The sequence below is a fragment of the Bacillus sp. BP-3 genome, from assembly GCF_028401955.1.
Taxonomy (GTDB): domain Bacteria; phylum Bacillota; class Bacilli; order Bacillales; family Bacillaceae_G; genus Bacillus_A.
Window position 1 is genome coordinate 107,995 of sequence record NZ_JAQOTJ010000012.1, and the last position, 26,823, is coordinate 134,817.

At 35.1% G+C, this 26,823-nt stretch carries 24 protein-coding genes; 5 read left to right on the top strand and 19 right to left on the bottom strand.

Features of this window, described 5'->3' with window-relative positions; translation table 11 throughout:
* Positions 1-126: 126 nt before the first annotated feature.
* The 4 genes from PLX19_RS18395 to PLX19_RS18410 form a co-directional block, all read right to left on the bottom strand.
* Positions 127-1,074: a nucleoside hydrolase gene (locus PLX19_RS18395; RefSeq protein ID WP_272190206.1), complete on the bottom strand. Its 948-nt coding sequence runs from the start codon at positions 1,072-1,074 to the stop codon at positions 127-129.
* A 172-nt stretch (positions 1,075-1,246) separates the two neighbouring features.
* Entirely contained in the window at positions 1,247-1,534 is a 288-nt protein-coding gene (locus PLX19_RS18400; protein ID WP_272190207.1) for a hypothetical protein, read from the bottom strand.
* A 312-nt stretch (positions 1,535-1,846) separates the two neighbouring features.
* Entirely contained in the window at positions 1,847-3,286 is a 1,440-nt protein-coding gene (gene panF / locus PLX19_RS18405) for a sodium/pantothenate symporter (protein ID WP_272190208.1), read from the bottom strand.
* A gap of 2 nt (positions 3,287-3,288) precedes the next feature.
* Positions 3,289-3,567: a YhdT family protein gene (locus PLX19_RS18410; RefSeq protein ID WP_272190209.1), complete on the bottom strand. Its 279-nt coding sequence runs from the start codon at positions 3,565-3,567 to the stop codon at positions 3,289-3,291.
* Between the two features lie 280 nt (positions 3,568-3,847).
* On the opposite strand from PLX19_RS18410, the gene PLX19_RS18415 reads away from it, so the two are divergent.
* Positions 3,848-5,332 (top strand): aldehyde dehydrogenase family protein, encoded by a 1,485-nt coding sequence (locus PLX19_RS18415; RefSeq protein WP_272190210.1) that lies wholly within the window; start codon positions 3,848-3,850, stop codon positions 5,330-5,332.
* A gap of 94 nt (positions 5,333-5,426) precedes the next feature.
* Here PLX19_RS18415 and fabG read toward each other — a convergent pair whose 3' ends face one another.
* Positions 5,427-6,167, bottom strand: a complete 741-nt coding sequence (fabG, locus tag PLX19_RS18420) for a 3-oxoacyl-ACP reductase FabG (RefSeq protein ID WP_272190211.1) — start codon at positions 6,165-6,167, stop codon at positions 5,427-5,429.
* 132 nt (positions 6,168-6,299) lie between these two features.
* Between fabG and PLX19_RS18425 the strand changes: the two genes are divergently transcribed.
* The gene (locus PLX19_RS18425) at positions 6,300-6,449 is read left to right on the top strand and encodes a YfhD family protein (RefSeq protein WP_272190212.1); all 150 of its coding nucleotides are present in this window, start codon (positions 6,300-6,302) and stop codon (positions 6,447-6,449) included.
* Between the two features lie 19 nt (positions 6,450-6,468).
* Here PLX19_RS18425 and shc read toward each other — a convergent pair whose 3' ends face one another.
* From shc to PLX19_RS18445, 4 genes are all read right to left on the bottom strand, one after another.
* The gene (shc, locus tag PLX19_RS18430; RefSeq protein ID WP_272190213.1) at positions 6,469-8,328 is read right to left on the bottom strand and encodes a squalene--hopene cyclase; all 1,860 of its coding nucleotides are present in this window, start codon (positions 8,326-8,328) and stop codon (positions 6,469-6,471) included.
* A gap of 101 nt (positions 8,329-8,429) precedes the next feature.
* The gene (locus PLX19_RS18435; protein WP_272190214.1) at positions 8,430-8,855 is read right to left on the bottom strand and encodes a divergent PAP2 family protein; all 426 of its coding nucleotides are present in this window, start codon (positions 8,853-8,855) and stop codon (positions 8,430-8,432) included.
* 78 nt (positions 8,856-8,933) lie between these two features.
* A complete protein-coding gene (rarD, locus tag PLX19_RS18440; RefSeq protein WP_272190215.1) occupies positions 8,934-9,863 on the bottom strand; it encodes an EamA family transporter RarD in 930 nt (309 codons plus the stop codon).
* A gap of 141 nt (positions 9,864-10,004) precedes the next feature.
* Positions 10,005-10,253: a DUF1294 domain-containing protein gene (locus tag PLX19_RS18445; protein ID WP_272190242.1), complete on the bottom strand. Its 249-nt coding sequence runs from the start codon at positions 10,251-10,253 to the stop codon at positions 10,005-10,007.
* A gap of 244 nt (positions 10,254-10,497) precedes the next feature.
* Between PLX19_RS18445 and PLX19_RS18450 the strand changes: the two genes are divergently transcribed.
* A complete protein-coding gene (locus PLX19_RS18450; protein WP_272190243.1) occupies positions 10,498-10,989 on the top strand; it encodes a CarD family transcriptional regulator in 492 nt (163 codons plus the stop codon).
* 662 nt (positions 10,990-11,651) lie between these two features.
* Here the strand turns inward: PLX19_RS18450 and PLX19_RS18455 are convergent.
* The 4 genes from PLX19_RS18455 to PLX19_RS18470 form a co-directional block, all read right to left on the bottom strand.
* A complete protein-coding gene (locus tag PLX19_RS18455; RefSeq protein ID WP_272190216.1) occupies positions 11,652-11,792 on the bottom strand; it encodes a phosphonate ABC transporter permease in 141 nt (46 codons plus the stop codon).
* 56 nt (positions 11,793-11,848) lie between these two features.
* Positions 11,849-15,211, bottom strand: a complete 3,363-nt coding sequence (locus PLX19_RS18460; protein ID WP_272190217.1) for a tubulin-like doman-containing protein — start codon at positions 15,209-15,211, stop codon at positions 11,849-11,851.
* 17 nt (positions 15,212-15,228) lie between these two features.
* Positions 15,229-17,325, bottom strand: a complete 2,097-nt coding sequence (locus tag PLX19_RS18465; RefSeq protein WP_272190218.1) for a vWA domain-containing protein — start codon at positions 17,323-17,325, stop codon at positions 15,229-15,231.
* Between the two features lie 460 nt (positions 17,326-17,785).
* Positions 17,786-18,121: a hypothetical protein gene (locus tag PLX19_RS18470; RefSeq protein WP_272190219.1), complete on the bottom strand. Its 336-nt coding sequence runs from the start codon at positions 18,119-18,121 to the stop codon at positions 17,786-17,788.
* 176 nt (positions 18,122-18,297) lie between these two features.
* Between PLX19_RS18470 and PLX19_RS18475 the strand changes: the two genes are divergently transcribed.
* Positions 18,298-18,609, top strand: coding sequence for a hypothetical protein (locus PLX19_RS18475; protein WP_272190220.1), 312 nt, complete (start codon positions 18,298-18,300; stop codon positions 18,607-18,609).
* A 25-nt stretch (positions 18,610-18,634) separates the two neighbouring features.
* Here the strand turns inward: PLX19_RS18475 and PLX19_RS18480 are convergent, their stop codons facing one another.
* The 5 genes from PLX19_RS18480 to PLX19_RS18500 all read right to left on the bottom strand — a co-directional run bounded on the left by PLX19_RS18480 (position 18,635) and on the right by PLX19_RS18500 (position 25,759).
* Positions 18,635-19,354, bottom strand: coding sequence for a class I SAM-dependent methyltransferase (locus PLX19_RS18480; protein ID WP_272190221.1), 720 nt, complete (start codon positions 19,352-19,354; stop codon positions 18,635-18,637).
* Between the two features lie 296 nt (positions 19,355-19,650).
* Positions 19,651-21,360, bottom strand: a complete 1,710-nt coding sequence (locus PLX19_RS18485) for a peptide ABC transporter substrate-binding protein (RefSeq protein WP_272190222.1) — start codon at positions 21,358-21,360, stop codon at positions 19,651-19,653.
* Positions 21,361-21,663: 303 nt separating this feature from the next.
* Positions 21,664-23,367, bottom strand: a complete 1,704-nt coding sequence (locus tag PLX19_RS18490) for a peptide ABC transporter substrate-binding protein (RefSeq protein ID WP_272190223.1) — start codon at positions 23,365-23,367, stop codon at positions 21,664-21,666.
* Between the two features lie 698 nt (positions 23,368-24,065).
* Positions 24,066-24,872: an ABC transporter permease subunit gene (locus PLX19_RS18495; RefSeq protein WP_272190224.1), complete on the bottom strand. Its 807-nt coding sequence runs from the start codon at positions 24,870-24,872 to the stop codon at positions 24,066-24,068.
* Positions 24,869-25,759: an ABC transporter ATP-binding protein gene (locus PLX19_RS18500; protein ID WP_272190225.1), complete on the bottom strand. Its 891-nt coding sequence runs from the start codon at positions 25,757-25,759 to the stop codon at positions 24,869-24,871. The genes PLX19_RS18495 and PLX19_RS18500 overlap by 4 nt, the downstream gene beginning before the upstream one ends.
* A 163-nt stretch (positions 25,760-25,922) precedes the next feature.
* Between PLX19_RS18500 and PLX19_RS18505 the strand changes: the two genes are divergently transcribed.
* Entirely contained in the window at positions 25,923-26,513 is a 591-nt protein-coding gene (locus tag PLX19_RS18505; protein ID WP_272190226.1) for a TetR/AcrR family transcriptional regulator, read from the top strand.
* On the opposite strand, the gene PLX19_RS18510 is transcribed toward PLX19_RS18505, so the two are convergent.
* The coding region (locus PLX19_RS18510; RefSeq protein ID WP_272190227.1) for a transposase at positions 26,510-26,823 on the bottom strand (314 nt) is incomplete at its 5' end. The two genes, PLX19_RS18505 and PLX19_RS18510, sit on opposite strands and share 4 nt — an antisense overlap.

The following is a 26,823-nucleotide window of genomic DNA, read 5'->3' on the forward strand; positions in this document are numbered from 1 at the left end:
GTTCTCAAATGGAATTCCTCTCCTAAACTTTATCTTGTAATCTATTATATATAATTCATACGCAAAACAATAGAGGCGATCTGTAATAAGATCGCCTCTATTGTAACTTGTAAACTTGCATATTGTCTATGTCATAATCCGAATAAAATCTTCAAGAAATTGTTTGTAGTGTAATTTCCATCCAATTTTCACCCAATTTTTCATCGCTTCTGCACTTGGCTGCGGTCTAAAATCAGCTATACTTTCCCCTTTCGCAAGACCATCTACGTCAACTTGAACACGACGGTATACATATTCCATCAAAGAAGGATTCGCAACAGCCATCATTGTGACAACATCATGAATTGGACTTCCTCCTATTTTAGGATTTAATTTTTTATAGGCAGCGTAATAATAATTAAAAATCGGTTCAATCAATTCATTAAAATTTGTTTTTGTTTTCTTTGCAATATATGTAACAGAATTAGGAGTAATGATCGCTTCATTCGTTACATTTAGCGGGATTAACGTAACATGCTCAGCATATTGCATGACTAAATTTGAGGCAATTGCATCTCCGTGAAAATTTGCTTCTGCAACAGGAGTAACATTCCCTGGAACAAGAAATCCTCCCCCCATGATGTAATACGCTTTTACACTTTTCATCAGTTCGTTCTCTAAAATAAAAGCCGTTGCTAAGCTGGTCGAGCGCCCTGCATCGACGATAATTAACTCTCCTTTATATCTTTTAATAATCTCAAATATTTCACAAAACGGCTTCACATTCGCTTTAATCGTTTCTGGTGGACGAATAGGACCTAATCCTTCTTGCCCATGTATTTCTGGATAATATGTTATGAATTCTCCTGATAAAGGAATCTTTGCCCCATTAATAATTGGAATATCTTCTCTTCCAGCTATTTGTAATAAATATGCTGCATTATTCGTCGCTTGTTCTTGCGTAACGTTTCCATAGCCTGTTACAATACCAACAATATCAATATCAGGATGTAATAAACCGTATATAATTGCCAATGAATCATCAATACCTGGATCTCCAAGAAACAGTACTTTTTTCAAGGCATTCAACTCCATCATATCAATTGCTATTACTATATGAACGGAAAAAAGTGTACAGAAGTAAATTATAAGCATTTTTTATTTCATGCCAAAAATATTATAAACAAATGATGAATCATTTATAATAAATAAAAGACAATACATATAAAATATGTATTGCCGTGTAATAAATTTTAAATGAACTTAGCTAAGACCTTTGGAAAAGTTTCAATTGTTTCATATAATCAATAGCCTTCGTTTTATTCTTTTGTTCAGAAACATATTCTGCTTCGTTTTTAAATCTATAGTAGTTATTAAAACTTTCCTCTGACAAAACGCCTTCAGAAATCGCTTTTTTAACCGCACAGCCAGGCTCGGTTATATGAGTGCAGTTAGGAAACTTACATTTTATGGATAATTCAAATATATCTTCAAATCCATCATCTAAGTTTTCTACCGAATTTATTATTTCAAATACCTTTTTATTTAACTTCATTTCTCAACTCCCTATTTTTTTGATATTTCATAATTATTATTTCATTTTACTATATTACCTATATTTATAAAACATCAATTTTCCTTAAACAAATCCACTCAATTCAAGTACGTGTTAGTTGAAAAAGCTTTTCCTATCGATCCCAATACGTTCCTTTAATATTTAATACATCATAGACCTCCTTTTTAAACTCCGAATATGTGGTGAAGAATGCAAAAAAGAAGAGGAACTACGCTCTCATATTTGACATCGCATCCTCTTCTAATTATTGTACGTTTAATGATACTTTCTAGCTCTTCTTACAAAGAGATTTCAAATTTGTTGCAACTTACGTGAAAACAACATGCTTCCTATAATATAAGCAATAAATGCTAAACAGACCGGAAATACGACTGTATGAACACCAAAAGGATTAGGGAGTAACAAATGGAATCCCATATAAGAACCAACTCCAACAACAATAGAGGCAAGCGCCCCGGCAGCATTCCCTTTTTTCCAATACAAACCAAGTACAAGCGGCCAAATAAATGCTGCTTCTAAACCACCAAAAGAAAATAAATTTAACCAAATTAAAAAGTCAGGCGGTTTAATTGCTGCAGCATAAACAAGCAAGCCAACAATAGCTGTAATCCAGAGCGTTCCGCGTTTTACTGTTTGATCCGCAGCATTTTCGTTTATATAATTTACATAAATATCTTTAATAATGGAAGAACTCACAAGTAACAACAATGAGTTCACTGTCGACATAATAGCTGCCATTGGAGCCGCTAAGAAAACACCAGCAAGCCAAGGCGGCAATACTTTCATCGCAAGCAATGGCATTACTTTATCTGGTACATCCACTCCTGGCAAAACGACACGGGCGAATACACCTGTTAAATGCATACCAATCATAATTGTGCCAACAACAACAGTACCAATAATTAAAGCTTGATGCATCGCTTTTGAATTTTTATACGACATAGCACGCACGCTAATTTGCGGCAAGCCAACTACTCCAACACCAATTAAAATCCAAAATGATGACACATATACTTTTGTTAAACTACCGTCTGCTCCAAACGGTGTAATAAGATTAGGGTTAATCTGCACAAGCTCTTGCATGATGTTTGAAATACCACCGCCTGCAACAATTGTACCGATTAAAATAATTGTCGTACCAATCAACATAATGAGACCGAGTATTGTGTCTGAAAGCGCAACAGCACGAAAGCCACCCATTAATACATAAACAAGTACAAAAAACGTAAAAAGAAATAAAGACGTTGTATATGACATACCTGTTAATGACTCAATTAATCTTCCTCCGCCAACCCACTGTGCAACAGTTGCTGAAAATAAGAAAATAATAATACATAATGCTGATAAAATAACAACAGCTTTATTATTATATCTTCCCTTCAAGTAATCGATTAACGTAATAGCTTCCATTTTCCTTGCAATAATTGCAAATTTCTTTCCAAGTACAGTTAATACAATGTAACCCGTTACAACTTGAATAGACGCCAATAATACCCAACCAAGTCCTATATTATAGGCAATTCCAGGTCCACCGATAAAGCTACTTGCACTTCCGTAAGTCGCAATCATTGTCATTGCTAACAATAATCCACCAAGTTCGCGGCCACCAAGAAAATATTCTTGTAAAAATTTGTTATGCGCGGTTGTTTGCACACGTCTCGATGCATATAGACCAATTAAAAATACAATAATAAAAGATAACATCATTGGAATAATTACATACCAGTTCATTTTCATTCCTCACTCTTTTCTTCCTCATCAAACGAAACATCTTGAAAGACGAAACGAACAACAAAGACAATCAGTAAAACCATTACAATAAATCCAACTATACAACTATAAAAGAACCAGGCTGGGAATCCTAATATGTACGTATACTCTTTCGGGTTGCCACTACCTAATCCATATGCAAAACCATACCATATCAGAAAGTTAATCACAGCAAGTCCAAGTCCAATCAACGCTTCACGATGTGAAATGCGGAAACGCGGATCTTCATGATGTCGATTCATTTCTTTTCCCTCCTTTCACGATGTATTATTGTAACATTCTTTATATAGTTTTTCCTACAAAAAACAAAATGAAAATCTTTCACGAAAAATATTGGACATATATTTGAAAATTACATATTTTTAACAATCACAACATAAATAAAGATTGAAATTTCCAACTATTCAGGTTACGATTGAAATTAGATGTCATTCACCTAGTTATCTGACACCTCCTCTTTTATTTGGAATAAACGCAGTATTTTGCTGCGTTTACATTATATATTTTTAAGGGGGTTATACAATGAGTCAACTAGCTGTGAACCTTCATGAAAAAGTAGAGAGATTTTTGCAAGGAACAAAAAAGTTATATGTAAATGGAAACTTTATTGAAAGCGCTTCAGGAAAAACATTTAAAACACCAAATCCAGCAACCGGCGATACATTAGCCGTTGTATGTGAAGGTGGCCGTGAAGATATTCATAAAGCTGTCCTGGCAGCACGCCTGGCGTTTGATGAAGGTCCATGGTCACGTATGAGCGGTGCTGATCGCAGCCGTCTCATGTACAAGCTTGCTGATTTAATGGAAAAACATAAAGACGAGCTTGCACAGCTCGAAACATTAGATAATGGAAAACCAATTCAAGAAACAACAACTGCAGATATACCTCTTGCAATTGAACATATGCGCTATTACGCTGGCTGGGCAACAAAATTAGTTGGTCAAACAATTCCTGTTTCAGGAGATTATTTTAACTATACACGCCATGAACCAGTTGGTGTTGTTGGTCAAATTATCCCTTGGAATTTCCCTCTTTTAATGGCGATGTGGAAACTAGGAGCAGCACTAGCAACTGGATGTACTGTCGTACTAAAACCTGCCGAACAAACTCCTCTTTCTGCGCTATATTTAGCTGAACTAATTGAAGAAGCTGGATTTCCAAATGGTGTGATTAACATTGTACCTGGATACGGAGAAACAGCTGGTCAAGCTCTTGTCAGTCACCCACTTGTCGATAAAATTGCTTTCACAGGTTCAACAGAAGTTGGAAAATACATTATGAAAGAAGCATCTCAATCTTTAAAACGCGTGACTTTAGAGCTCGGGGGGAAATCACCAAATATCATTTTACCTGATGCTGATTTGTCCCGTGCAATTCCAGCTGCACTTTCGGGCGTTATGTTTAATCAAGGACAAGTATGTTGCGCAGGATCGCGCCTATTCATTCCAAAGAAAATGTATGATAATGTTGTGGCAGATCTTGCCTTATATTCAAAAAGCTTAACGCAGGGTGCGGGATTAGATCCACAAACTAACATCGGTCCCCTTGTATCAGAAGAACAACAAAATCGCGTAATGGGCTATATTGAAAAAGGAAAAAATGAAGGCGCAGAAATATTAGTTGGCGGAACGAAACCTTTTGAAAATGGTTATTATGTTTCTCCAACAATTTTCGCAGCTGTACAAGATGAAATGACGATTGCGAAAGAAGAAATTTTCGGCCCTGTCGTTGCGGCAATGCCATTTGATGACATTGATGAAGTGATTGAACGCGCTAACAAATCAGCATATGGATTAGCAGCCGGTTTGTGGACAGAGAACATGAAAAATGCGCATTATGTTGCAAATAAATTACGTGCTGGAACGGTATGGGTAAACTGCTATAACGTATTTGATGCAGCCTCTCCATTTGGCGGTTATAAACAGTCGGGTCTTGGACGCGAAATGGGTTCTTATGCGTTAAATAACTATACAGAAGTAAAAAGTGTTTGGATTAACTTAAACTAGAAGAAAGGCCTTGCCAATTGGCAAGGCCTTCTTTCTTCATTTATTATGATCGATGAGCGTTTTCTATTAACCGCTCATCGATTGAAGTTTTACCTTATACTTGTAATCCGCCGCTTACATTCAACACTTCTCCAGTAATATAAGAAGCAAAGTCTGACGCTAGGAAAGCAGCTGCATTTGCAATATCTTGCGGCGTTCCGATTCGCCCTGCTGGAATTGCGGCGACCATCTTGTCCTTTACTTTGTCGGGTATAGCATTCGTCATATCGGTATCCATAAATCCCGGACAAATTGCATTACATGTAACACCAAATCCAGCCGCTTCTTTTGATGCTGTTTTTGTTAATCCAATTACACCTGCTTTCGCAGCAGCATAGTTTGCTTGGCCGATATTTCCCTGCCAACTAATCGAAGAAATATTAATAATGCGGCCATACTGTTGTTTACGCATATGTAGGAGCGCTGGTTGCATGCAGTTAAAGACCCCTGTTACATTTACTTGCAGCACTTGTTCCCATGCTGTTTTTTCCATTTTATGTAGCATTGCATCTCGGGTAATCCCGGCATTATTTACTAAAATATGTAATGCACCGTATGTTTGAATGGCATACTCAATTAGCGATTTTGCATCTGTATGACTGCTTACATCACAAACATACGCCCTTACATCATATCCTTCCCGTAACAATTGGGTTGTCGTACTATTTAGAACTTCTTGATTCATATCACTTAGCAATACTTTTGCTCCTAAAGCACAAAATACACGTGCAATTTCTTTTCCAATTCCTTGTGCCGCCCCAGTGACAACAGCTGTTTTTCCCTCTAAAAAGTTCATTCTTCTTCCCCACTTCCCAATATATTTTCTATATATTTCGTCTTATGTATTTCATTTTCCTTTTTGTATAAAAAAGTCTATTTGTGTCACACTATAATTGTAACTTAGCATAGCACAAGGAGATTGTGTAAAATGAACAAAAAGAATGTACAACAAAACAAAGTATCTGACGGTATTGATGTTGAATTTTCTAGGGAACTTGCTGATCAAGATGACTTAGAAGCACAAGCGCGTGCAAATGCTGCAGATGCACGTCAAAAACAGCAACGAAACAAAAAATAAACCGAGAATATATCTCGGTTTATTCTTTGTATTTTTTCACATAATGTGCCAAGGTTAGTAAAGGAAATAAACGATGATAACTATGATAACGAATATAAAATTCCCCTGGAAGCCCTGCTCCAGTCGGATATTCAATATTTCGAAAAGAATGCTCTAACAAATAATTGATTCCACTTTGAATGCTTGGTGTCTCTGTATCATGTACAGCAATTAATGCATCTAATGCCCATGCAGTTTGAGAAGGTGTACTAAAAGTTGTGGAAATAAATCGTTTCTCCTTACTGCTTTTGCACGATTCTCCCCAACCTCCATCGCGATGTTGAATCATTTCTAACCACCGTACTGCCTTTTCTATTGCTGGATGATTCTTTAGCAAGCCATTTGCCTGCAGGCCTGTTACAGCAGCCCATGTGCCATATATGTAACAAACTCCCCATTTTCCATACCAAGAACCATTTTGTTCTTGATTGCGTAGAAGCCACTGTACCCCACGTTGTAAATCATAACTGTTTATCTCATTCGGTGCATGCGTTCCAAAAAATTCGATTACCCTTCCTGTTAAATCTGCTGTAGACGGATCGAGAATCATATCTTCTGCGCTGTCGAGAGGAATATGCATAAACATCTGCTTATCAACATTCTTCTCAAATGCTCCCCAGCCTCCATCATTGTTTTGCATTCCAAGAAGCCAATGTATCCCTTTATCCCAAGCTCGTTTTACTTTCTTATCTTTCTTCGCGATTGAAGTAAGCGAACGCAGCGCTGCTGTTGTATCATCACAATCTGGTACAATGGTATTTGTATCAGTAAATCCCCATCCGCCAGGAGGTAAAGAAGGTGCATGAACATGCCAATCCCCATAAGAAGTATGCTGCTGCTTTAATAAAAAACGATTTGCTCGTTCAATCATCGCATCATCTTCTGACACATTTGCTTCTTGCAAAGCGTAACTTAAAAGAACAGTATCCCATACTGTTGAAGGTGAATTTTGTAAATGAGCACCATTCTTTGTATTCCATATGTACGACTGTAACCCTGATACAGCTTTCTCAATAATAGGAGAATGTATAGAATGACCGAGGGCAAGGAGGGCGTAAATCATATAAAAAGTAGCGCTTGCATACGTGTAAAGTGTTCCATTTCCTTCTATTCGTTCTAGCATAAAACGTTCCGCTGCTTTATATCCTTTATGGTGAAGTGTATATGGATACGAAAACAGCTTTTTTCCTTCCAATAAAATTGTTTGCCAAACTGAAGAGCGTTTAGAATGAAACCAATTTGATTTATTTGCACCCACTATATGATTCAAATCAGGAATATCAATTTCATCTACTACAAATTTCTTATTCAAACAAATAATCGTAGGCACGAAATGGATACGGGCAGTATTACTCACCTCATACATACTAAACGGGGATTGATCCGGTAGAAAGAAAAAAGGCATAGGGAAGTGAAACAATGGAGGATAATTGTATTGTCCATGCAATGCTAACATTAACTTCGTCATAAAGTGAGCATTTGTAATTCCACCTTGTTCGTGAATAAATTGTTCTGCACGGCGCATAATTCTGTCTTCTTTCTTATATTCTCTAGAAGCTAACAATGCCGCATAAACTTGAATGGTAGCTGAAAGATTCCCATTTGGCTCATCTTCATACAATTTCCACGTTCCCTCATTTGCTTGCAAAGAAGTAAGTCTTGCTACGAATGGCTCTATTTCTTTTTCTTTTCTTAACATACGTAACAAGAAAATCATTGTACAATCCGTAAGTGGGGATCCTTCAAAACAAAAGCGCCATGTTCCATCTCTTTGCTGCATCGTGCGTAACGCTGTAACCTGGCGCTCCATTTCATATTTTACTTTGTCATACAATAGCATAGATATCCCCCTTCTTCACTGAATCCATATACGATATTCAAAAAGATACGGAAATATGTGCAAAACAAAAAAAGCAAAGTAAGATGCATACCTTACTTTGCTTACGAACAGTAACAAATCGCAACAACAATTCCTAAAAGCGCTCCGATAACGACTTGATATGGCGTATGACCAACAAGTTCATTCAATTTTTTATACTCCGTTTGTCTTCCATGAAAAAAATCATTTAAAATTTTCGCTTGTTTACTAACAGCAAGTCTCACTCCGGATGCATCGTACATGACAATAATCGCAAAAATCGTTGCAATAGCAAATATAGAACTAGTCATTCCTTCTTCAATTCCGATTGCTATTGCTAATGCTGTGACGGTGGAAGAATGAGAACTCGGCATTCCGCCAGAAGCAAAAAACTGTGCAAAATCAAATTCTCTCTTTTTTACTAAGGTGATGATCACTTTTGTAAGTTGTGCTAAAAACCATGCAATGACCGCAGACATTAATGGGTTGTTATGTAAAATTGTTTCCATAATTCACACCTCACCGCTTATAATGGAATATCCTTACTTTCATTATAAAGAAAACGGCATACATAATACTATGCCATTTTACGAAACTTTTGCAGATTTATTTTTTATAAATTTCGGTTGCTTATTTAACATAAATTTCGTTTTGGCTATCGAAAAGATAAATAATGCAATCCAAATAAAGAAAAATGCTGTCATGTGTGCAGTAGTAAAATGTTCATGAAAGACGAAAACTCCTAATACAAGGCTAATTGTCGGTGCAATATATTGTAAAAATCCGACCATTGATAACGGAATAAGCTTTGTACCTTTTGCAAAATATAAAAGCGGCAGTGCAGTAACAATACCAGCCCCTATTAGAAGTAATGTCGATGTAAGTGAAACCGCTCCAAATGAACGCATCCCCTCGGCACCTAATATTCCTAAATATACGAGAGCTATCGGTGTTACAAGCATCGTTTCCATTGTCAGTCCAATCATTGAATCATAATCTAATAATTTCTTTGACAAACCATATAACCCAAACGTGCATGCTAACGAAATTGCAATCCATGGAATCGATCCATAGCGAACTGTTAAAATTGCAACGCCAAATGCCGCTAATCCCACAGCAATGTATTGCCAAAAGTTGAGTTTTTCTTTTAAAACAAGCGTCCCAAGTAAAATACTAACAAGCGGATTAATATAATAGCCTAAACTTGCTTCGATGACATGGTTATGATTAACAGCCCATATGTACACAAACCAGTTCAAGCTAATTAATATAGAGGCAATAGTTAATGACATGAATAATTTAGGGCGTTTAAAAAGTTGAATAAACTCATTTGTAAACTGACCAAAACGTTTAGAAATTAATAAAACGAATAACATAAAAACGAATGCCCAAACAATACGATGAGCTAAAATCTCGTCTGCGGGAACGTCGTCTATCAATTTCCAATAAAGCGGCAGGATTCCCCACATCATATATGCACTTGTCGCATATATCATCCCTTTTTTTTGCGCTTCCATTTGACTCTCCTCTTTTCTTTTTTCTTCATTATAAAATGTCCTTCTATCTGTTTACAATTTTCCGCTACATTACTTTTTCATATAAAGTGAGACTTCCATCAGTGGGGTTTTCTAAAGCCCACCAATAGCGGGATAAACCCATTATAATATCCAAAAGACATATACTCCAGCAGCAGCAAGAACTGGAATACCTAACACAAACTTATTTTTATGTGTCTTATGATGAAACATATACATCCCAACCCAAGCTCCAATACCTCCCCCTGCTGCTGCAATTAAAAACAACGTACTCTCTGGTGTACGCCACTGCTTCTTCTTCGCTTTCCTTTTATCTAGTCCCATCATTATAAAAGCAAAAATATTAATAAAAACAAAATAACTCCATTTCACCATTTTATGAAAACCTCTTTCATACATTTTTTCAATCCATTATTTATCCCGCACTTACGATTAGTAAACCCCCAATGACGGGAATTTCAATTTATTATACACTCATTTTTTTTAGTTTTATAAAAATATAACAATAATTTTATCTAATCAAAAAAAATATATTGACTTCAATAATTATTTTATGATATTATAAAAAATTTTACTTATCATCTCATATATGATAACCTTAGATAAGTTACCATATATGGAGGTGGATTATTTGTTTCAAATTGGCGATAAAATTGTTTATCCAATGCACGGAGCAGGTGTGATTGAAGCCATAGAAGAAAAAGAAATCCTAGGAGAAAAACAAAAATATTATGTAATAAGAATACCAATTAGTAATATGGAAGTAATGATTCCGATGAGAAAAATGATACAATCACGTATACGATTAATTGCCGATATGCTTACATTAGAAAATGTATTACTTATTTTTCAGTACGGTGAATCAGATAACTCACTCTCATGGAAGCAAAGATATACCCAAAACATGGAGAAAATGAAGACGGGTGAAATACAAGAAGGTGCTGAAGTAGTTCGTGACTTAATACGCAGGAATAAAGTAAGGGCACTTAATACAAGTGAAAAACAAATGTTAGACAACGCACAAAAAATTTTAATTAGTGAATTGAGTTTAATTAAAGGAATTACTGAAAATCAGGCAATTGAGTTATTAAATACGAAAGTCGGCTAGGTAAAGAACTTCTTTTAAAACCATTTTGAACTAGATTTATAAGTATATAAGATACCTAAAACGACAAAATAGCCTAACATCTATTTTGTTTTTTTGCTTTATGAATGTAAATATGCTATGATTAAAATTACGATTTGATTATAGGAACATTACCTTCTAAAAAAATTCTTTTTCCTCTAAATGAATTATTCTCACCACTTTTTATTCCCATACTTCTAAGTATACGATGAGGTTCATTTATCCAATCATTGTTTTTGGATATCCCGATTCATACTGGCGCGGTCATCGGAGCCGTAAGGACGAAAGAGAGGTAGGGCTTTCGTTGTTTTGAGGTTTCAAAAACGATAATGAACATTTACTGTTCTTATCTTCCGTTTTAACATAAAAACGATAACAAATTTAAATATATGCATATATTTGCTTGGTTTATATAAATAAGAGACACACCTTTAGTAATATTTTAAAGGTTGTTTATATGAAAACAACCAGGACAGTACAATGGTTTTAAAGTGAAAAAGGATTTGAATGCATGAAAGCATCAAACGGTAGTAATGTTAACAACAACTTGCATGCAAGCAAGTTAACAGAGGTCAAAACCTAAGAATGTTGTAAAACTATATGAAAACGAAAAGAACATGCAACAGTTTGCTGCATGTTCTTTATTATTCTTCTACAGTTTCTTTTTCATCTTTACTAATACCATCATCAATAGATTGGGTATCTTTATTCTCCATACAAACCATTGCATGATAAACTTCTGCATACAATCCAAACACTTGGTACACACTTCCAAGAAACGGCATGAGAACCCCTCTTTTCTAAATAGTACATTCCAAAATTAAGGATTCCCTATTTCCCCCTAAACATTCGTTTTTGTATCTTCCTCTTCTATTTCGATATTAAGAAGATGTATCCATTTCTTATATGGTGCACTGTTAGGATCGACAAATTCTTTTGCGTATGAGCGATTCCATAGTTGCTTTACAAATAAAGTTGCTTCTTTTTTGGCCACTGATTCTGCACCAGTCCCGTAATATGCTTTAAAATACTGTTCAATTTCATCAACAAGTAATCGTAATAACTCATCAGAAGTTTCTTCTAATGTTGGATCATATTTCGCTTCCTTATCATACATCAGAATAATGTCTAAAATATTATGAACATGTTCTTTTCGAAGCCATCTTATATCCTGCATACCTAATACAAATGAATGTGTATACAAATGTCCCCCATGCTGTAATGCTTTTTCCTGTTCTTCTTCAAAACGAGAAATGATATTTTCATATATAAATGGATTATGAAGCAAGGCACGGTGTAATTTATATCCTTCATTCGTTACATTTTTCCCCATCGATTGAATAAGAGAACTTCGGCCCACTCCGTTATATTGGTAAACAAACTGTCCGTCTACCGCAGCAAGGCTAATCCAACGGAATATATATGCATATAATAAAGCTCGATTACATTTTTCATAATCCAACTTCGTTTGTGTTGCATTTAAATCCGGCATAAACGCTGGTAAATGCCAATATTTATCGAGATGAGGCGTTAAATTTGATTTACGAATGTTTAATTTATTTACACGGCGATAATACGCTTGAAAGTAGTCTCCCTTCTCATTCACATAACCATTTACAAGATGCCCGGACGATAACTTCGGAAAATCTTGCAGCGATAACCCGTAATGTGCGCGATAACATACAATTTCATACGGCGAAAAGGCTTTATCAACAGTTTCTTTTTCTTGAAACATTTCTTGGAGCGCTTCTTCATTTAATTCTTGATGAACAAATGGATGAATACCCCAATATTGTAATTCACGGTGATGTGCAACTTTTGGTATAAATGGACTTGCAAGATGTAATAAATCTTCTATTTTTTCACTGACATACTCTGTCATATCACGTCTTTGAATCGTAGCTTCTTTTCGAAGCGCTTCAATAATATTTAATTCTAGTTTATCTCTGTATCGTTCTCGCAGCTCCTTTTCACAATACGTTAAAATGTGCTTTCGATAAAAATCTTCTACTTTTTGAGATTGCCCTTCCTCCGCCCCTGCTTCCCGGCAATACTCACGATATAAACTCATATAAATTTCAGCAGATATCTCTTTTGGCAGAACACCATTGTTTACATGGTGATGAATATCATTCCATATTTCTTCCTGCATTCTTTCATCTGCTAATACGTATACATTTGTTGGGTTTGTTTTCCCCTCAAATTCTTTACTACGCTTTTGAATGTCTAATAATAAGTTTTCACGAGTTTCTTGTAAATTATCAAAGAAACGCTCCCAATATTGAATCATTTTATCTACAGCTTGATATAAAGATTGATACACAAGTTCTAATAACATTTCTTTTCGGTATTCATTTAACTTGTGTACATATTGGGTGGCGATATCTTGAAATTCTTTTCGGAATACACGCTGCTCATTATGAAGTACCTTTCCAATCCAACTTTGCTGCTGTGCGAGTTCAACACGCCGTACAGCTGTTACGGTTCCTTCAATATTACTCACATTAAACTTTTTATCATAATTTTGAATGAGATTACGCTTTTGTTCATTATTTTCGTGCAAACGATTCATTTTCTCGGTTAACAATTTACGAATTTCATATAACATATACTTTGCAGCTACAGGATGAACCGGATCAGTTTTCTTCAAAAACCATGTGTTTAACTGATAGGACTGGCCTTCTGAACCACTTGGCGTAAAACGATCTGCTTCAATTATGTCGTAAACTAATGTTGTGACATGCTCATGTACACGACTTGGGATTGCATACGCATACAACCGCACCGCATGATCAACTCGCGCTACTTCTCCTTTCATTTGCTCCGCAATTTTCAACTTTGCAGCCGAAATTTTACACTCACGCTGCAAACGATTTAACTCTTCATCTTTTTGCACCGTACGCTGCACATAGCTTTCTACCGACTCAAGAAACAATTTTGCCTTTGATATACCAATTTTTCCACCTTCTGCTCCTTCACGTGCTTCATAGTACATTTGTTTATAAAATACATGTGCTTGTTCTGGACGAGTCGCTAAATGTTCTAAATCCTCTAAGAAGCTTTTCCCTCGCTCTGGTTTTTCACGTTGCATACCGCGGCGAACATCTTGCTCATACCGACTTTTCTTCTCTAAAAAGAGTCGATCTAAATGAAGCCATGATTCATCAAGCCCTTGCACTGCCCATTTCAAAGCACAATAACGAAGAACATTTTCATACGGATAAATAAGTTTCGCGACTCCCGCTCCGCAATAACGGGCTTTACCATTTGAATCAGCAAGTTGCTGAATTTGATTATCTTCCTGTGCGAAATGACTCGTTGACATTGGACTAAATAGTTGCAAATAAATCGTATTTGTCATTTGTTCCATATAGTCAGACAAGCTATTTAAATGATGTCCATGTAAATTTTCATAATCATATAAAAAGCAATAATTATACGGTAAGTGATGTTGCATAATTGTATGATTTGTACGACCATCTTCATCCACTTGATCAGGTCTGTATTCTAACTCAATTGTAACGCCCCCGCGGCGAGATAATTCTCCTGTCGATCCTAATGTAATAGCATGTAATTCTTTTAATGATGCATAGCCGTTTGCTTGCACCGCTTCAAACTCTTTCCCGCTTATTGTACGCGTCTTTACGAGAGCGTCAGGAAGCAAGAACGCACCGCGAATTAAAATGTTGTGATGTTGCAACTTTTTCCGAAGCATTTCTCGTAAATATAGAGCGATTTGCAAAAACATCCCCGAACCTGTACCACCAGCTAATGATGTAATAATAATAACCCGTACGCCGTATTCTGTTTTATCACTAGTGACTGGAAAAATCTTCTCGATTTCCTGCCAAAACGATGTTAATTTATCTTCCTTCATTGCCGCGCGAAGTGCTAATCGAGAAATAACTCGAAGCTGACCTGCACCTTCTGTTAACGGTTTATCTAGTATCGTTGGATCAATCGGAAACCAGTCTGGGATTGTCGGATCTTCTGTTATATATTCGCGCGGTGTTTTGCTAGAACTTGTTTGCGTCACAAATTTACGTATATGCTGAAAATGACTTAACGTATTAATATCTGTATCAAAGACGTGCATCGCTACTTTTTTGCGCCGTTCTAGTGGAAGCTTTCGATAAATATCATGCGTAATCGTACTGCCAATTCCCCCTAGTCCAATTAAAATTGTCGGCACTTGAAAATCCATGTGAATCACCTTCCTATTTATTCACATTCATACTTATATAACTCTTTTCCATATCCACGATCAATGACAACCATTTCGTTCGGATATAACGTTTTATGTTCACGTCCTGCTTCTTCATCTGTTAAAAACATACCATCAATCACCATACCTGGCACTTGCGAATCTTTCGTCACAAATATAGATTTTGAAGCTTTTTTTGCAACAAATGTAACGGACTGTACCGTTTTCCGTTCTGCTCGAAATGGAATACCAAAATAATGATTCCACCATTTTGTTCGAAGTGGTTCTGGTTCAGATTTATATAGCCAATCTTCCGCAATAGATTGATCCCATTCATAATAAATAAGCGCCTTCCTATGAAAACGCGGACGAACCACCCATCCAATAATAAGAATTGCAACCATGAGTAAGATGATACTAAACGGTAGAACAAACTGAAAAATGATCGCATAACGCTCGAAAAAAGGGACATCGCTAATAGAAAGTGAAAATTGTTTACTCACTTTTTGTAATTGTGAATCTCGTAATGTGATGGTAGCTTCTACGGTGCCAGTATCTGTAAAATTAAATGTGTTGGAGTAATAAGGACGAGGATAGACGTACAGTTGGTTTCTATGTTGCTTTATCTCATAGTTGATAGATTTATGAAATGAAACAGTAGCTGTTTTCAATAATTCCTTTACTTCTGCTTCTGACATTGCTTCATTATTCAATAGCGGCTGTATGATAAATGGTGCGCTATGCTTTAAATTTGTTACTTTTTCTATATAATTTGTTGTCATAACTTGTAATGATAGTTTTGGTCTTGGAACAGATTGAATATAAAATTCTTTCGTTTGACGATAAAAGCCTTTTATATTCATGTGCACATTTCCACGTACTGATTCTGTTCCTATCTTTGTTTCATAGTAGAAAGCTTTCCGCTCTCCATTCCATTTCATCGTATACATTTGACCGTTTATTTCTATTTGAGCGGTAAAATACGAAGCATCTACTGGTACATTTGTTGGTTTTGCTTCAATAATTGCTGTTTGACCTTCATAGAATTGCTCTGTTGTCTTTTTTTGCTCTTTTTCATAAGTGGAAATCGTATAATCTAATGCGGGTTCAACAAGAACTTTCATATTTTCCTTTGCAACTACTTGATCAATATCTACTATATAGGCACCTGGTTCGATTACAGCATTATTTTTAGACATAATTTGTGTAATACCACCATATAGCCCCATTCCTGCCGGCGCTTGAATTGAAAATTTTGATTGTAACTGGAGTGACCCTTTTATATTTTGAATACGATACGGCACTTTCTGAGAAGATTGATCAACAAGCGTAATCCGTTTTAATGGAAATGGTGTTGTAATTTCAATTTTGTTTCCTACAATATTTGTTTTTACCGCCTCTTCTACTGATGAAAATGGATCACGATTCGCAATGAATGCAGCCGCTTGGTTCACACTATGAATAACACCATCTTCTCCGCTTGTAGGTAGCACGATTCCATTCGTTTGTTGTTTCCAAATCTCTTTAAAAATGTTCATTTGTACTTGTTCTTGCGCTCCTAAATTTTCTTCCATCGTAATTAATACCGCATGTAAAGAAACTTTTTTTGCTTCCATTTCTTTTTTAAACTTACTTAACGTTTCTGAAATGCGCTTTTTCTCACTATCATCTTTTTTTTCTAATTCATTAAAAGCACCATCTGTTAGAACAATAAGCCAAAACTCTCGCTTTGCATTCGCCTGAACCTCCCTCTTCATCGATTGAATTGCTGTTTCTACCGATTGAAAAGGTGTATTCGCTTGCTCATTCCATGTTTGGATTTTATCAATCTCTCCTTGTCGCTTATTATTCCCCAAAGAAACTGATATCCCCTCTGCTGGATGACTCATTGGTACATAAGAAAACGTATCCTTTTCATCTAACAATGCAATCAAACTTTGCAATGCATAATTAGCGTATTTCCATCGATCATTATTACGCATACTTCCAGAATCATCATATACAAGTGAAACGACACGCTGCCTTCCTTCTTCTCCTTTCGCCAAACTAGAAAAAGGGTTCATACATACGAGGAGCAAAAACAAAATAGATGTGGCTATGATTCGAGTATACATGTTGAAGCTTCGCCACCTTTGTAGACAAATTCCTATGTTTAAACTTATGAGAAGAAATACAAGATATGACTTGTATTTCGAAAAATGAATAGGAATATAATATTGTTATGTAAACTAAATTATTAAGAAGATTGCTTGTTATTATTTCTAATCTCTATAACAACCTTCTTCTCATCTATACTTCTCCATTTAAATTTCAAATCAATATATTTATCTCTGTATAGTGGTCAAAAACTGACATTTACACCTTGTAGTTTATATAGGAATGTAATAACTAAAGATCAGTTTACATAATCAAATTATTAACACCTATCATTTATAAATATTTTGCTATGCGATATAATTGTCTATCACTTAATAAAGGGGCCGTTGCGATGACAATCATGATAGACCCATCGGGCATACTTTTCTCAATTTCTTTTTATTATAACAAAAATGAGAGTGCCATCTATAAGCACTCCTATTGTTTCACATATACTTCCACAACTGGATTTTCTTTACTATCAGCATGAAGGCGAATATTACTTTCTTTCGTATCATAAATAGTTGATAGCAATAAAATAGTTAATAGGTTAGGAATTTTGCTATCTGTTCCATATTTTCGTTCAAGTGCTTCCTTATATTCAAACGCAAGATCCCCTTGTACATATGTATACACTTCAAAGCCATCTTTTAAATCACAGACAATACTATCAATAATATCGGCTCCAACTTGACGCGCCATTTCTTTTCGCAGTGCATCTATTAGTTCCTCCCACGACATTTCATACGTTTGAAACGTATCTGAACGATTCATTTTTTTCTCTCCTTTTTATTTCATCTAACAGGCCTTAGGATTTTTCGTTACTAGAAAACATTCTTTCCCTATCCTTCCCGTTTTTCATCACAATTATGAAAGAATAGACAAACGTACAAGCCGCTCTTGTCCTTTTATCATATCGTAATACTGGAAAGAGAAAGGGGAAAAATTATATGTGTTCTTATCAACATTATCAAACATGTCGACGATATCACGGACGAGTGGTACGAATTGAAGACTATGACGGCAATACTCATATCGGAAGAATTGTCGATGTAACGAATAAATCAGTATGGATTGAACCCGTTCATCAAAAACGATTCGACTACGGATTTGGCTATTCTGACTGTGGGTGTGATGTTTGCGGTGGTTTAGGCGAATGTGATAATTGCGGATTTGGCCGTGGTGGATTTGGATGCGGTGTTGTTGAACTTGGTTTGGGATTCATTTTTGGCATTACATTAGCTGCTCTATTTTTCATATAAAATAAGCCAACATGTGTTGGCTTTTTCATTTTTCACAAATAAAAATTCGGTGTCCTAATCTATGCTTATATTGCTGTAAAATTTGTTCATGCGCAATCCAGGAATCATACAAATCTTGTGAAATATAATCCGATATATCCCACTCTGGTTGTTCTACGTGTGCAGAAATTGTTTCAGCAATCGTTCCGCCTCCTACCACACGTACTGTTGTAAATTTTGCTTCTTGAAAGAGTGCGGTCCATTCCTGCTCTGTTAATAGTTGTTCCATTCCATATAAAGTTATAATCTGTTCTTCCTCACGCACTGATAGGTGTTGCTCAGTTACCATTTCAATAACAAGCAGTACCCCGCCGCGTTGTAAAACACGATAACATTCATCTATCGCTTTTCTTTTATTTGTAAAAGCAAGAACAGATTCTCCTAATACAATATGAAACGCTTCATCGTGAAACTGTAGTGCTTCTGCACTTCCTTTTATAAGTTCAATATTTACTCCATCTTTATTCCATCTCTTTTTTGCTTTTTCAACCATCGTTTCATTCATTTCAACTGCACTTACCACCGATCCATGTTGTTTCACAATATAGGAGGCTGTCCTGCCCGTTCCGCACCCAATTTCCAATAACTTTGTATATGGTCCTAGTGAAAGCTGTGCTAATAACTGCTTTGTTAATGTAAAACCTCCTGGATGTGCACTGCCAACACCAAATGCTGCAAGGAAATCTAAATAAGAATATTGTTTCATAAGTATCTCCTTCTATCTTAAACTTAGCGATGGAATTAAATAGATAACATATTGATGAAAGTTTCGCTTTATTGTAGTACTGCATATGTATTCATCATATGTCAAAATGTGCACAAAGAAATATGGTTAAGAAATTGTTGTTTCAAAAATTATTCATACCACTGTTTTGAAGGAGTACAACCATTTATACATGAAAAAAGTGATAGCTTCCTCATATAGATCAAGAAAGCTATCACTTTTATACTATGAGGATTTTTCCACAGAATGCTGTATTATATCCTCTTTTTGACTGACTCTTATTTTTTGTTGTCTTTTTCAGTAATATATGCCCATTTATAGCTGAAATCGCCGCCAAAAGTATGAGAAGCGATGTCATGTACGTACGGACGTACTAAGAAAGAGTTACCACGTTGATATATCGGCGCAATTGCTGCGTCTTTAAGTAAGATTTTCTCAGCTTTTCCAAGCTGTTCCCAACGAGTTTTTACGTCAGATAATAGTTCTTTCTTACCTTTTTTCACGATTTCATCATACTCTTTATTTGAATAACCCGTTTGGTTATGAGAGTTTGTTGTTTCAAACATGTCGATGAATGTCATTGGATCTGGATAGTCTGGACCCCAACCACCATAAGAGAAGTCATAATCTTGCTCTGTTTCTAATTTTAATTTTTGTTTAAATGGTTGATTTTTCAAGTTAACTTTTAAGCCTGGTAAGTTTTTCTCTAATTGTTCTTTTAAGTACTCGCCAATTTTCTTCGCATTGTCAGTATCATAGTTTAATAATTCAAGTGTAACTTCTTCTTTACCTAATTCTTTCTTCGCTTCTTCCCAAAGCTTTTTCGCTCCTTTTGCATCAAACGCTACGTCTTTAATAGAAGCGCCGAATTCATCCCGGAAATCTTTCTTATTTGGACCAGTTGCAAGCTCTGCTGGTACAAGGAAGTCCGCTGGCTTAGAACCGTCATTTAAGATGACGTTCGCTAACGCTTTTTTATCAAATCCTTTTGCAATTGCTTGACGAAGTTTCAAATTTTTCAGCGGTGTATCTTGACCGCCACGTTTTTGATTTAGGCGTATGAAGAATGTTGATGGATCTAACTCTGTTTTGAACTCATCTTTGTTTCCTTTATATTTATCAACATATTCTGCTGCTAACCCAACACGGTCAGCTTGGCCGCTTTCATATAAGTTAACACGAGTAGATAGCTCCTTAACTACGCTAACATTAATTTCTTCTAGCTTCACAGTTTGCTTATCCCAATATTGATCATTTTTCTTATATTTCCATCCTTGCTCATGCTTCCATTCAGCTAAAGAGAACGGTCCGTTGTATACTAAACTGTCAGCTTCTAAGCCGTATTTATCACCTTTTTCTTTTACAACTTTCTCATTTATTGGATAGAATGAAGCAAATGATGTTAAGTGAATAAAGTATGGAATTGGATTTTCTAATTCTACCTCTAACGTATAATCATCAATCGCTTTTGCTCCTAGTGAGTCAGCCGATGCTTTCCCTTCGTTAATTGCCTGTGCATTTTTCACATCATACATAATGAATGCATATTCAGCAGCCGTTTTTGGATCTAACAGACGTTGCCATGCAAAAACGAAATCTTTTGCTGTTACAGGATCTCCGTTTGACCATTTTGCATTTTTACGAAGCGTGAATGTATATTTTTTTCCATCTTCGCTCTTTTTATATGATTCTGCCACACCTGGAGTTGGCTTATTATCTTTATCAAGGCGGTATAAACCTTCCATTACGTTGTTTAACACAATAAATGAAACTTGATCCGTCGATTTAGAAGAATCCATAGATGGAATTTCATTCGTCTCTAATAAATTCAATACTTGCTTGTCTGCTAACTTACCCTCTGTTTTTTTGTCTCCACTTTTCGAATCTGTACTTGCTTTTTTGTCCCCTGCCCCAGAACATGCTGTTAGTGCCACACTCATCGCTAATACTGGTGCTACTACAGCTGCGATTTTTTTCATCTTTTTCATTTTGTACCCTCCCTAATTTATGTGTACGATACTAACCACGAGAAATTTTCTGACAACTTTATGTTTTTATATAGTTATCAGAAAATTTCTATTAATTAATATTCTACTGTTTTTTTAAACTTTGTAAAGTCCTATTATTAAAAAAATCAAAAAATTATTTTATTACAGTAATATTTATAATCATTCTATTAAATAATAAAATGAAACTTCCATTTCGTATCGTACTGCATATGTATTCATCACCCTTCAAAATATAAACAGAGAAAGGAGGATACGATATCGTACCCTCCTCTTTTCAAATAATTATTTACCTTCTTTTTCAGTGATATATGCCCATTTGTAGCTGAATTGGCTACCAACGTTATGCTTATAAATATTGTGTACAGTAGGACGTTGTAAGAATGATCTTCCGCTTTGGAACATCGGTACGAGTGCTGCTTCATCCTCAAGTAGGATTTTTTCAGCTTTCCCCATTTCTTCCCAACGTTTTTTCGGATTTGTTAGCCATTCACCTTGAGATTTCTTAATAATTTCATCATATTTTGCATTTGAATAACTCATTTCGTTTTGTGGATTTCCTGTTTGGAACATATCTAAGAATGTCATTGGATCCGCATAATCTGGGTTCCAGCCCGCATAAGACAGATCATAATCTTGCGCTGTTTCTAATTTTAACTTTTGCTTAAACGGCTGAAGCTTCATATTCACTTTTAAACCTGGTAAGTTTTTCTCAAGCTGTTCTTTTAAGTACTCACCAATTTTCTTTGCATTGTCTGTATCATAGTTTAAGAACTCAACTGTTACTTCTTCTTTACCTAATTCTTTTTTCGCTTCTTCCCAAACTTTTTTCGCTTTCTTTACATCAGTTTTGATACCAGTAGATTTAGATGTTTCACGGTAGTCTTTTCCATCTGGGCCAGCAGCAAATTTTTCTGGAATCAAGGAATCTACTGGTTTAGAACCATCATTTAATATTACATTTGCTAACGCTTTTTTATCAAATGCCATTGCAATTGCTTCACGGACTTTCTTATTCTTAAATACTGTATCTTGGCCATTACGTTTTTGGTTTAAACGTAAGAAGAACGTTGACGGTTCTAGCAGTGTTCCAAATTCATCTTTATTCGCTTTATATTTATCAACATATTCAGCTGTTAAACCAACGCGATCAAGTTGACCACTTTCATACAAGTTCACACGAGTAGATTGTTCTTTTACAACGCTCCAATTGATTTCATCTAACTTAACATTTGCTTTATCCCAGTACTGATCATTTTTCTGTACTTTCCAACCTTGTTCATGCTTCCATTCTGTCATTTTAAATGGACCATTATAAACCATTTTATCAGCTTCTAAACCGTATTTATCTCCATGTTCTTTTACAACTTTTTCATTTAGCGGTAAGAAAGACGTAAATGCTGTTAAGCCAATGAAATATGGAACAGGATTATCTAATTCTACCTCTAATGTATAATCATCTACTGCTTTTGCACCTAAAGAATCAACTGGTGATTTTCCTTCGTTAATTGCTTTTGCATTTTTTATATCGTATGCAATAAATGCATATTCAGCTGCTGTTTTTGGATTTAACAGACGTTGCCATGCAAAAACGAAATCTTTTGCTGTTACAGGGTCTCCATTTGACCATTTTGCATCTTTACGTAGTTTAAATGTATATTTTTTACCATCATCGCTCTTTTTATAAGATTCTGCGATACCTGGAATCGGCTTATTATCTTTATCTAGACGATATAACCCTTCCATCGTATTCCCTAACATAAGAGAAGAAACAGTATCTGTTGATTTTGAAACATCCATTGAAGGTATTTCATTTGCTTCTACTAAGTTTAGCACTTGTTTTGCTGCTAACTTACCTTCTGTTTTTTTGTCTCCATTTTTCGGCTCTGTACTTGCTTTTTTGTCTCCTGCCCCAGAACACGCTGTTAGCGCCACACTCATTGCTAATACTGGTGCAACTACAGCTGCAATTTTTTTCATCTTTTTCATTTTGTACCCTCCCTAATTTTTATGTACGATACCTATAGTTTTGAATTTTCTGATATTTTTACATCTTTCTATATATTTATCAGAAATTTCTATTAATTAATATTCTACTGTTTTTTTCTGTTTTGTAAAGCTATATTATTGAAAATTCTAAAAATTATTTTATTACAGTAATATTTATAATAACTCTATGAAATAAACTTTTAAAAAACTATCTCCTCACTATATGTGATGCTTTAACTCTTTTATTTATTACTAATTTGTTAAACTCATATAATACAATTATTCGGATAATATTGTATTCTTATACATATCGTCTTTTTTGACCCTTCCCTTTTTTCCTCTTATAACGTTGAAAAAACTTTCTCCTATTTTATCTGAAAAACTCATTTTTACTACTCACAACAATAGCAACTTTCTTATTCTTTTTTCACTTTATAAATCCATTTTAATTTTTTGACATATAAGTCGCTTCTATGCACAGCCAGATGCTCTCATCCTCCCCTAAATAGAAAGGATTTTTATCTCGTTTGTTCCACTTGAATATATCATTTTAAATAAACATTCTCAGAAACAAGCATTCCTATTTTGAAAATATAGCAGTTATTACAAGAATAACAGACCAAAAACAACCTTATCTCAGTTGAATAGCGAAATAAGGTTGTTTGTATTTTTTATAATATTTAACGTGTATTGCATCTTTATAAGGGTAAATCTCTTCTCTTAAACAGCATAACAGCCATTGCAAAAAGAATACAAGATGCTGCCAGTAAACCAACACTTGCCGGCCATATGTTATATGTTCCATCCACAATTTCTTGCGGACGATACAGGTTAAATATAGATAGATTTCTCATCCATTCCAATTTCTCACTCAATTTCCCGAGCATATCCAATCCATAAAACAGTACTGTTATACCTGTAGAAATACTTAATGCTTTCTTCTCATCATTAAGTAAACAGGAAAAGAAAAATGAGTAAGCACAAATAACAAGAAATACAAGTCCACCAAGAAAATTAAGTTTTAAAAATAGCACTTTATCAAGAGATACTTTTTCAATTAGCCATTCTGCCCCAACTAAACCGCCAAGATAAGTCGCTATAACAATTGTAAATAATCCAATGATTAAAACAGACGCTTGTGTCAAAATTATCTTTGTACGCGAGACAGATGTAGATAATAAATATGCCATTGACCCTCTGTCAACTAGATGAGCAACAAGTTGCGTCGATGCTAAAATACTATATACCATTAAGAGCAAAACAAAGATTAACCCATAATATTCTCCAGCTAAAAAATCATTCAATTGTTCAAATCCTTTTTCGAAACCAACTGCTTTTAAAACCCCTTTAGGCATTGCCTTCATGATTTCATCTATTCCCTTTGCAGCTGAAATCGATGGAAAGATCCAAATGAGTAACCATAAATATAGAACAGAGCCAACAGCATAGTTCAAAATCATTTTTGCATTTGCTTTTAAACTTGCAACAAATAACGTTTTACTCATAACCGATTCTCTCCTTCTGCATCATAATAATGCATAAAGATATTTTCTAAATCCATTGTTCTCACCTGAAAACCAATTATATCGTGCTGCGCTAATGTTTGAAGAAGTTCATTATAATTTCCTTGTACGATAATAGAAGCTGTATTCCCTTGTACACTCTCAATTTGTAGTGATGTTTTCTTTAATGATTGCAAATCTTCGTGCGAAGATACTGTCACATCGATTACTTGCCTTTGTTTCGCTCGCAAATCATGAATATTTTCAACCGTTAGTAATCGTCCTTCTTTAATAATCCCCACTCGATCACAAGTTCGTTCAATTTCTGTAAAAATATGCGAAGACATAAAAATGGTTTTCCCTTTTTGTTTTTCTTCTAATATGAGATCAACAAATAACTGCTGCATGAGTGGATCTAAACCTGCAGTTGGTTCATCTAAAATGAGTACTTCAGGATTATGCATAAAGGCTGCTACAATCCCTACTTTTTGTTTCATTCCTTTAGACATTTTTCGAATAGGTGTTTTCACATCAAACTGAAAACGTTCAATTAATTCATCACGGCGACTGTTATTTTTCATCCCACGCATTCCTTGCATAAGTTGTAAAAATTCCAGTCCGTTCATTCCTTCTATAAAAGAAATCTCTCCTGGTAAATAACCAACACTTTTTTGAATTTTTGCTGCGTCATTCCAACAATCGAGTCCAAAAATCGTCGCTGATCCAGTAGTAGGTTGTATAAACCCCATTAGATTGCGAATTGTTGTTGATTTCCCTGCTCCATTGGGGCCTAAATAACCAAATACTTCCCCTTCTTTTACTTGAAATGAAACATCGAATAAACCTTTTCCGTTTGAAAACTGTTTCGTTACATTTTGAACGATTAACATGATCCCACCTCATTTTTTGAAATATTATACATTTTATATTTCAAAATCATTATACTCCCTTGTTATAAGAGAAGCAATATTTTTTGAAATTTATCAAAGTCTATATTTCAAAAATATTGTTTCCTTTCTTATCATCTTGTATATTTAAGTGGAGGTGATTCATATGAACGGTTTTGAAAAAGTGAAAAAGAAAAAAAAGCAGGCTATTAAAATGGCTGCATTAGAATTGTTTTCAAAACATGGATATAAAGATGTAAAAATAGAAGATATTGCAAAACAAGCAAAGGTTTCACAAGTTACAATATATAATCATTTCGGAAGTAAAGATGCTTTATTTCGTGAGCTCATTCAAGAGTTTACAATTCAAGAAGTTCATTATTATGAAGAACTGTTTAAGAGCGACTTATCTTTTCAAGAAAAAATACATCGTATAATCACTCGAAAATTACAAAGTGTGAGCACTTTTCATCCTGAAATGATTGAACAAGCAATGCAAACGGATGAAGAATTGCGTAATTTTCTATTTACATATCAAAATGATAAAGCGCTTCCCCTTTTTCTTCGCTTTATTGAAGAGGCACAGCAAAAAGAAGAAATTAATCCAAGTCTTTCAAAAGATATGATTTTGTTATATATCAATATGTTTTCTAAGATGAGTGATCAATTCGTCACTCACCTAGTCGGTAAAAATCGCGAACAACAAACAAAAGATATCCTTACAATGCTTTTCTACGGACTTTCTAATCCAAACTAAAAACCCGGCCATGGCCGGGTTTTCCAGAGTGTTGGGAAACCCTTCAGGGTTTCCGACACTCTGGGAATTATTGATTTGTTAATGAACAAAAGAACTAGAAAATGATAAAAATAAGAAAAATAGCCCTTCACCTGACCGCTTTTGGTCAGGTGAAGGGCTATTTTTTTCATGTTTTGACAAGCTGCGGTAAGATATGCTTGCATTTGGACAGACTTCAGCCCTCGAAACCGAGTATATCGATAGCCATGTAGTTCCTTGGCATCCGCAAAACTCCGTTCAATAGTAGAACACCGTACTTTATATAGTTTTT

Excerpts from the sequence above, each read along its gene's own strand:
- PLX19_RS18460 (WP_272190217.1), bottom strand. The coding sequence starts at position 15,211 with ATGGATTTTCAAGTGCCGACAATTTTAATTGGACTAGGGGGAATTGGC.
- PLX19_RS18455 (WP_272190216.1), bottom strand. The coding sequence starts at position 11,792 with ATGCCGTTTCTTGGAAGTGTGTACCAAGTGTTTGGATTGTATGCAGAA.
- PLX19_RS18415 (WP_272190210.1), top strand. The coding sequence starts at position 3,848 with ATGAGTCAACTAGCTGTGAACCTTCATGAAAAAGTAGAGAGATTTTTG.
- shc (WP_272190213.1), bottom strand. The coding sequence starts at position 8,328 with ATGCTATTGTATGACAAAGTAAAATATGAAATGGAGCGCCAGGTTACA.
- PLX19_RS18400 (WP_272190207.1), bottom strand. The coding sequence starts at position 1,534 with ATGAAGTTAAATAAAAAGGTATTTGAAATAATAAATTCGGTAGAAAAC.
- PLX19_RS18435 (WP_272190214.1), bottom strand. The coding sequence starts at position 8,855 with ATGGAAACAATTTTACATAACAACCCATTAATGTCTGCGGTCATTGCA.
- PLX19_RS18495 (WP_272190224.1), bottom strand. The coding sequence starts at position 24,872 with ATGAGTAAAACGTTATTTGTTGCAAGTTTAAAAGCAAATGCAAAAATG.
- PLX19_RS18475 (WP_272190220.1), top strand. The coding sequence starts at position 18,298 with ATGTGTTCTTATCAACATTATCAAACATGTCGACGATATCACGGACGA.
- PLX19_RS18485 (WP_272190222.1), bottom strand. The coding sequence starts at position 21,360 with ATGAAAAAGATGAAAAAAATCGCAGCTGTAGTAGCACCAGTATTAGCG.
- PLX19_RS18465 (WP_272190218.1), bottom strand. The coding sequence starts at position 17,325 with ATGTATACTCGAATCATAGCCACATCTATTTTGTTTTTGCTCCTCGTA.
- PLX19_RS18490 (WP_272190223.1), bottom strand. The coding sequence starts at position 23,367 with ATGAAAAAGATGAAAAAAATTGCAGCTGTAGTTGCACCAGTATTAGCA.
- PLX19_RS18500 (WP_272190225.1), bottom strand. The coding sequence starts at position 25,759 with ATGTTAATCGTTCAAAATGTAACGAAACAGTTTTCAAACGGAAAAGGT.
- PLX19_RS18410 (WP_272190209.1), bottom strand. The coding sequence starts at position 3,567 with ATGAATCGACATCATGAAGATCCGCGTTTCCGCATTTCACATCGTGAA.
- fabG (WP_272190211.1), bottom strand. The coding sequence starts at position 6,167 with ATGAACTTTTTAGAGGGAAAAACAGCTGTTGTCACTGGGGCGGCACAA.
- panF (WP_272190208.1), bottom strand. The coding sequence starts at position 3,286 with ATGAACTGGTATGTAATTATTCCAATGATGTTATCTTTTATTATTGTA.
- PLX19_RS18470 (WP_272190219.1), bottom strand. The coding sequence starts at position 18,121 with ATGAATCGTTCAGATACGTTTCAAACGTATGAAATGTCGTGGGAGGAA.
- PLX19_RS18450 (WP_272190243.1), top strand. The coding sequence starts at position 10,498 with ATGGAGGTGGATTATTTGTTTCAAATTGGCGATAAAATTGTTTATCCA.
- PLX19_RS18480 (WP_272190221.1), bottom strand. The coding sequence starts at position 19,354 with ATGAAACAATATTCTTATTTAGATTTCCTTGCAGCATTTGGTGTTGGC.
- rarD (WP_272190215.1), bottom strand. The coding sequence starts at position 9,863 with ATGGAAGCGCAAAAAAAAGGGATGATATATGCGACAAGTGCATATATG.
- PLX19_RS18395 (WP_272190206.1), bottom strand. The coding sequence starts at position 1,074 with ATGGAGTTGAATGCCTTGAAAAAAGTACTGTTTCTTGGAGATCCAGGT.
- PLX19_RS18505 (WP_272190226.1), top strand. The coding sequence starts at position 25,923 with ATGAACGGTTTTGAAAAAGTGAAAAAGAAAAAAAAGCAGGCTATTAAA.
- PLX19_RS18425 (WP_272190212.1), top strand. The coding sequence starts at position 6,300 with ATGAACAAAAAGAATGTACAACAAAACAAAGTATCTGACGGTATTGAT.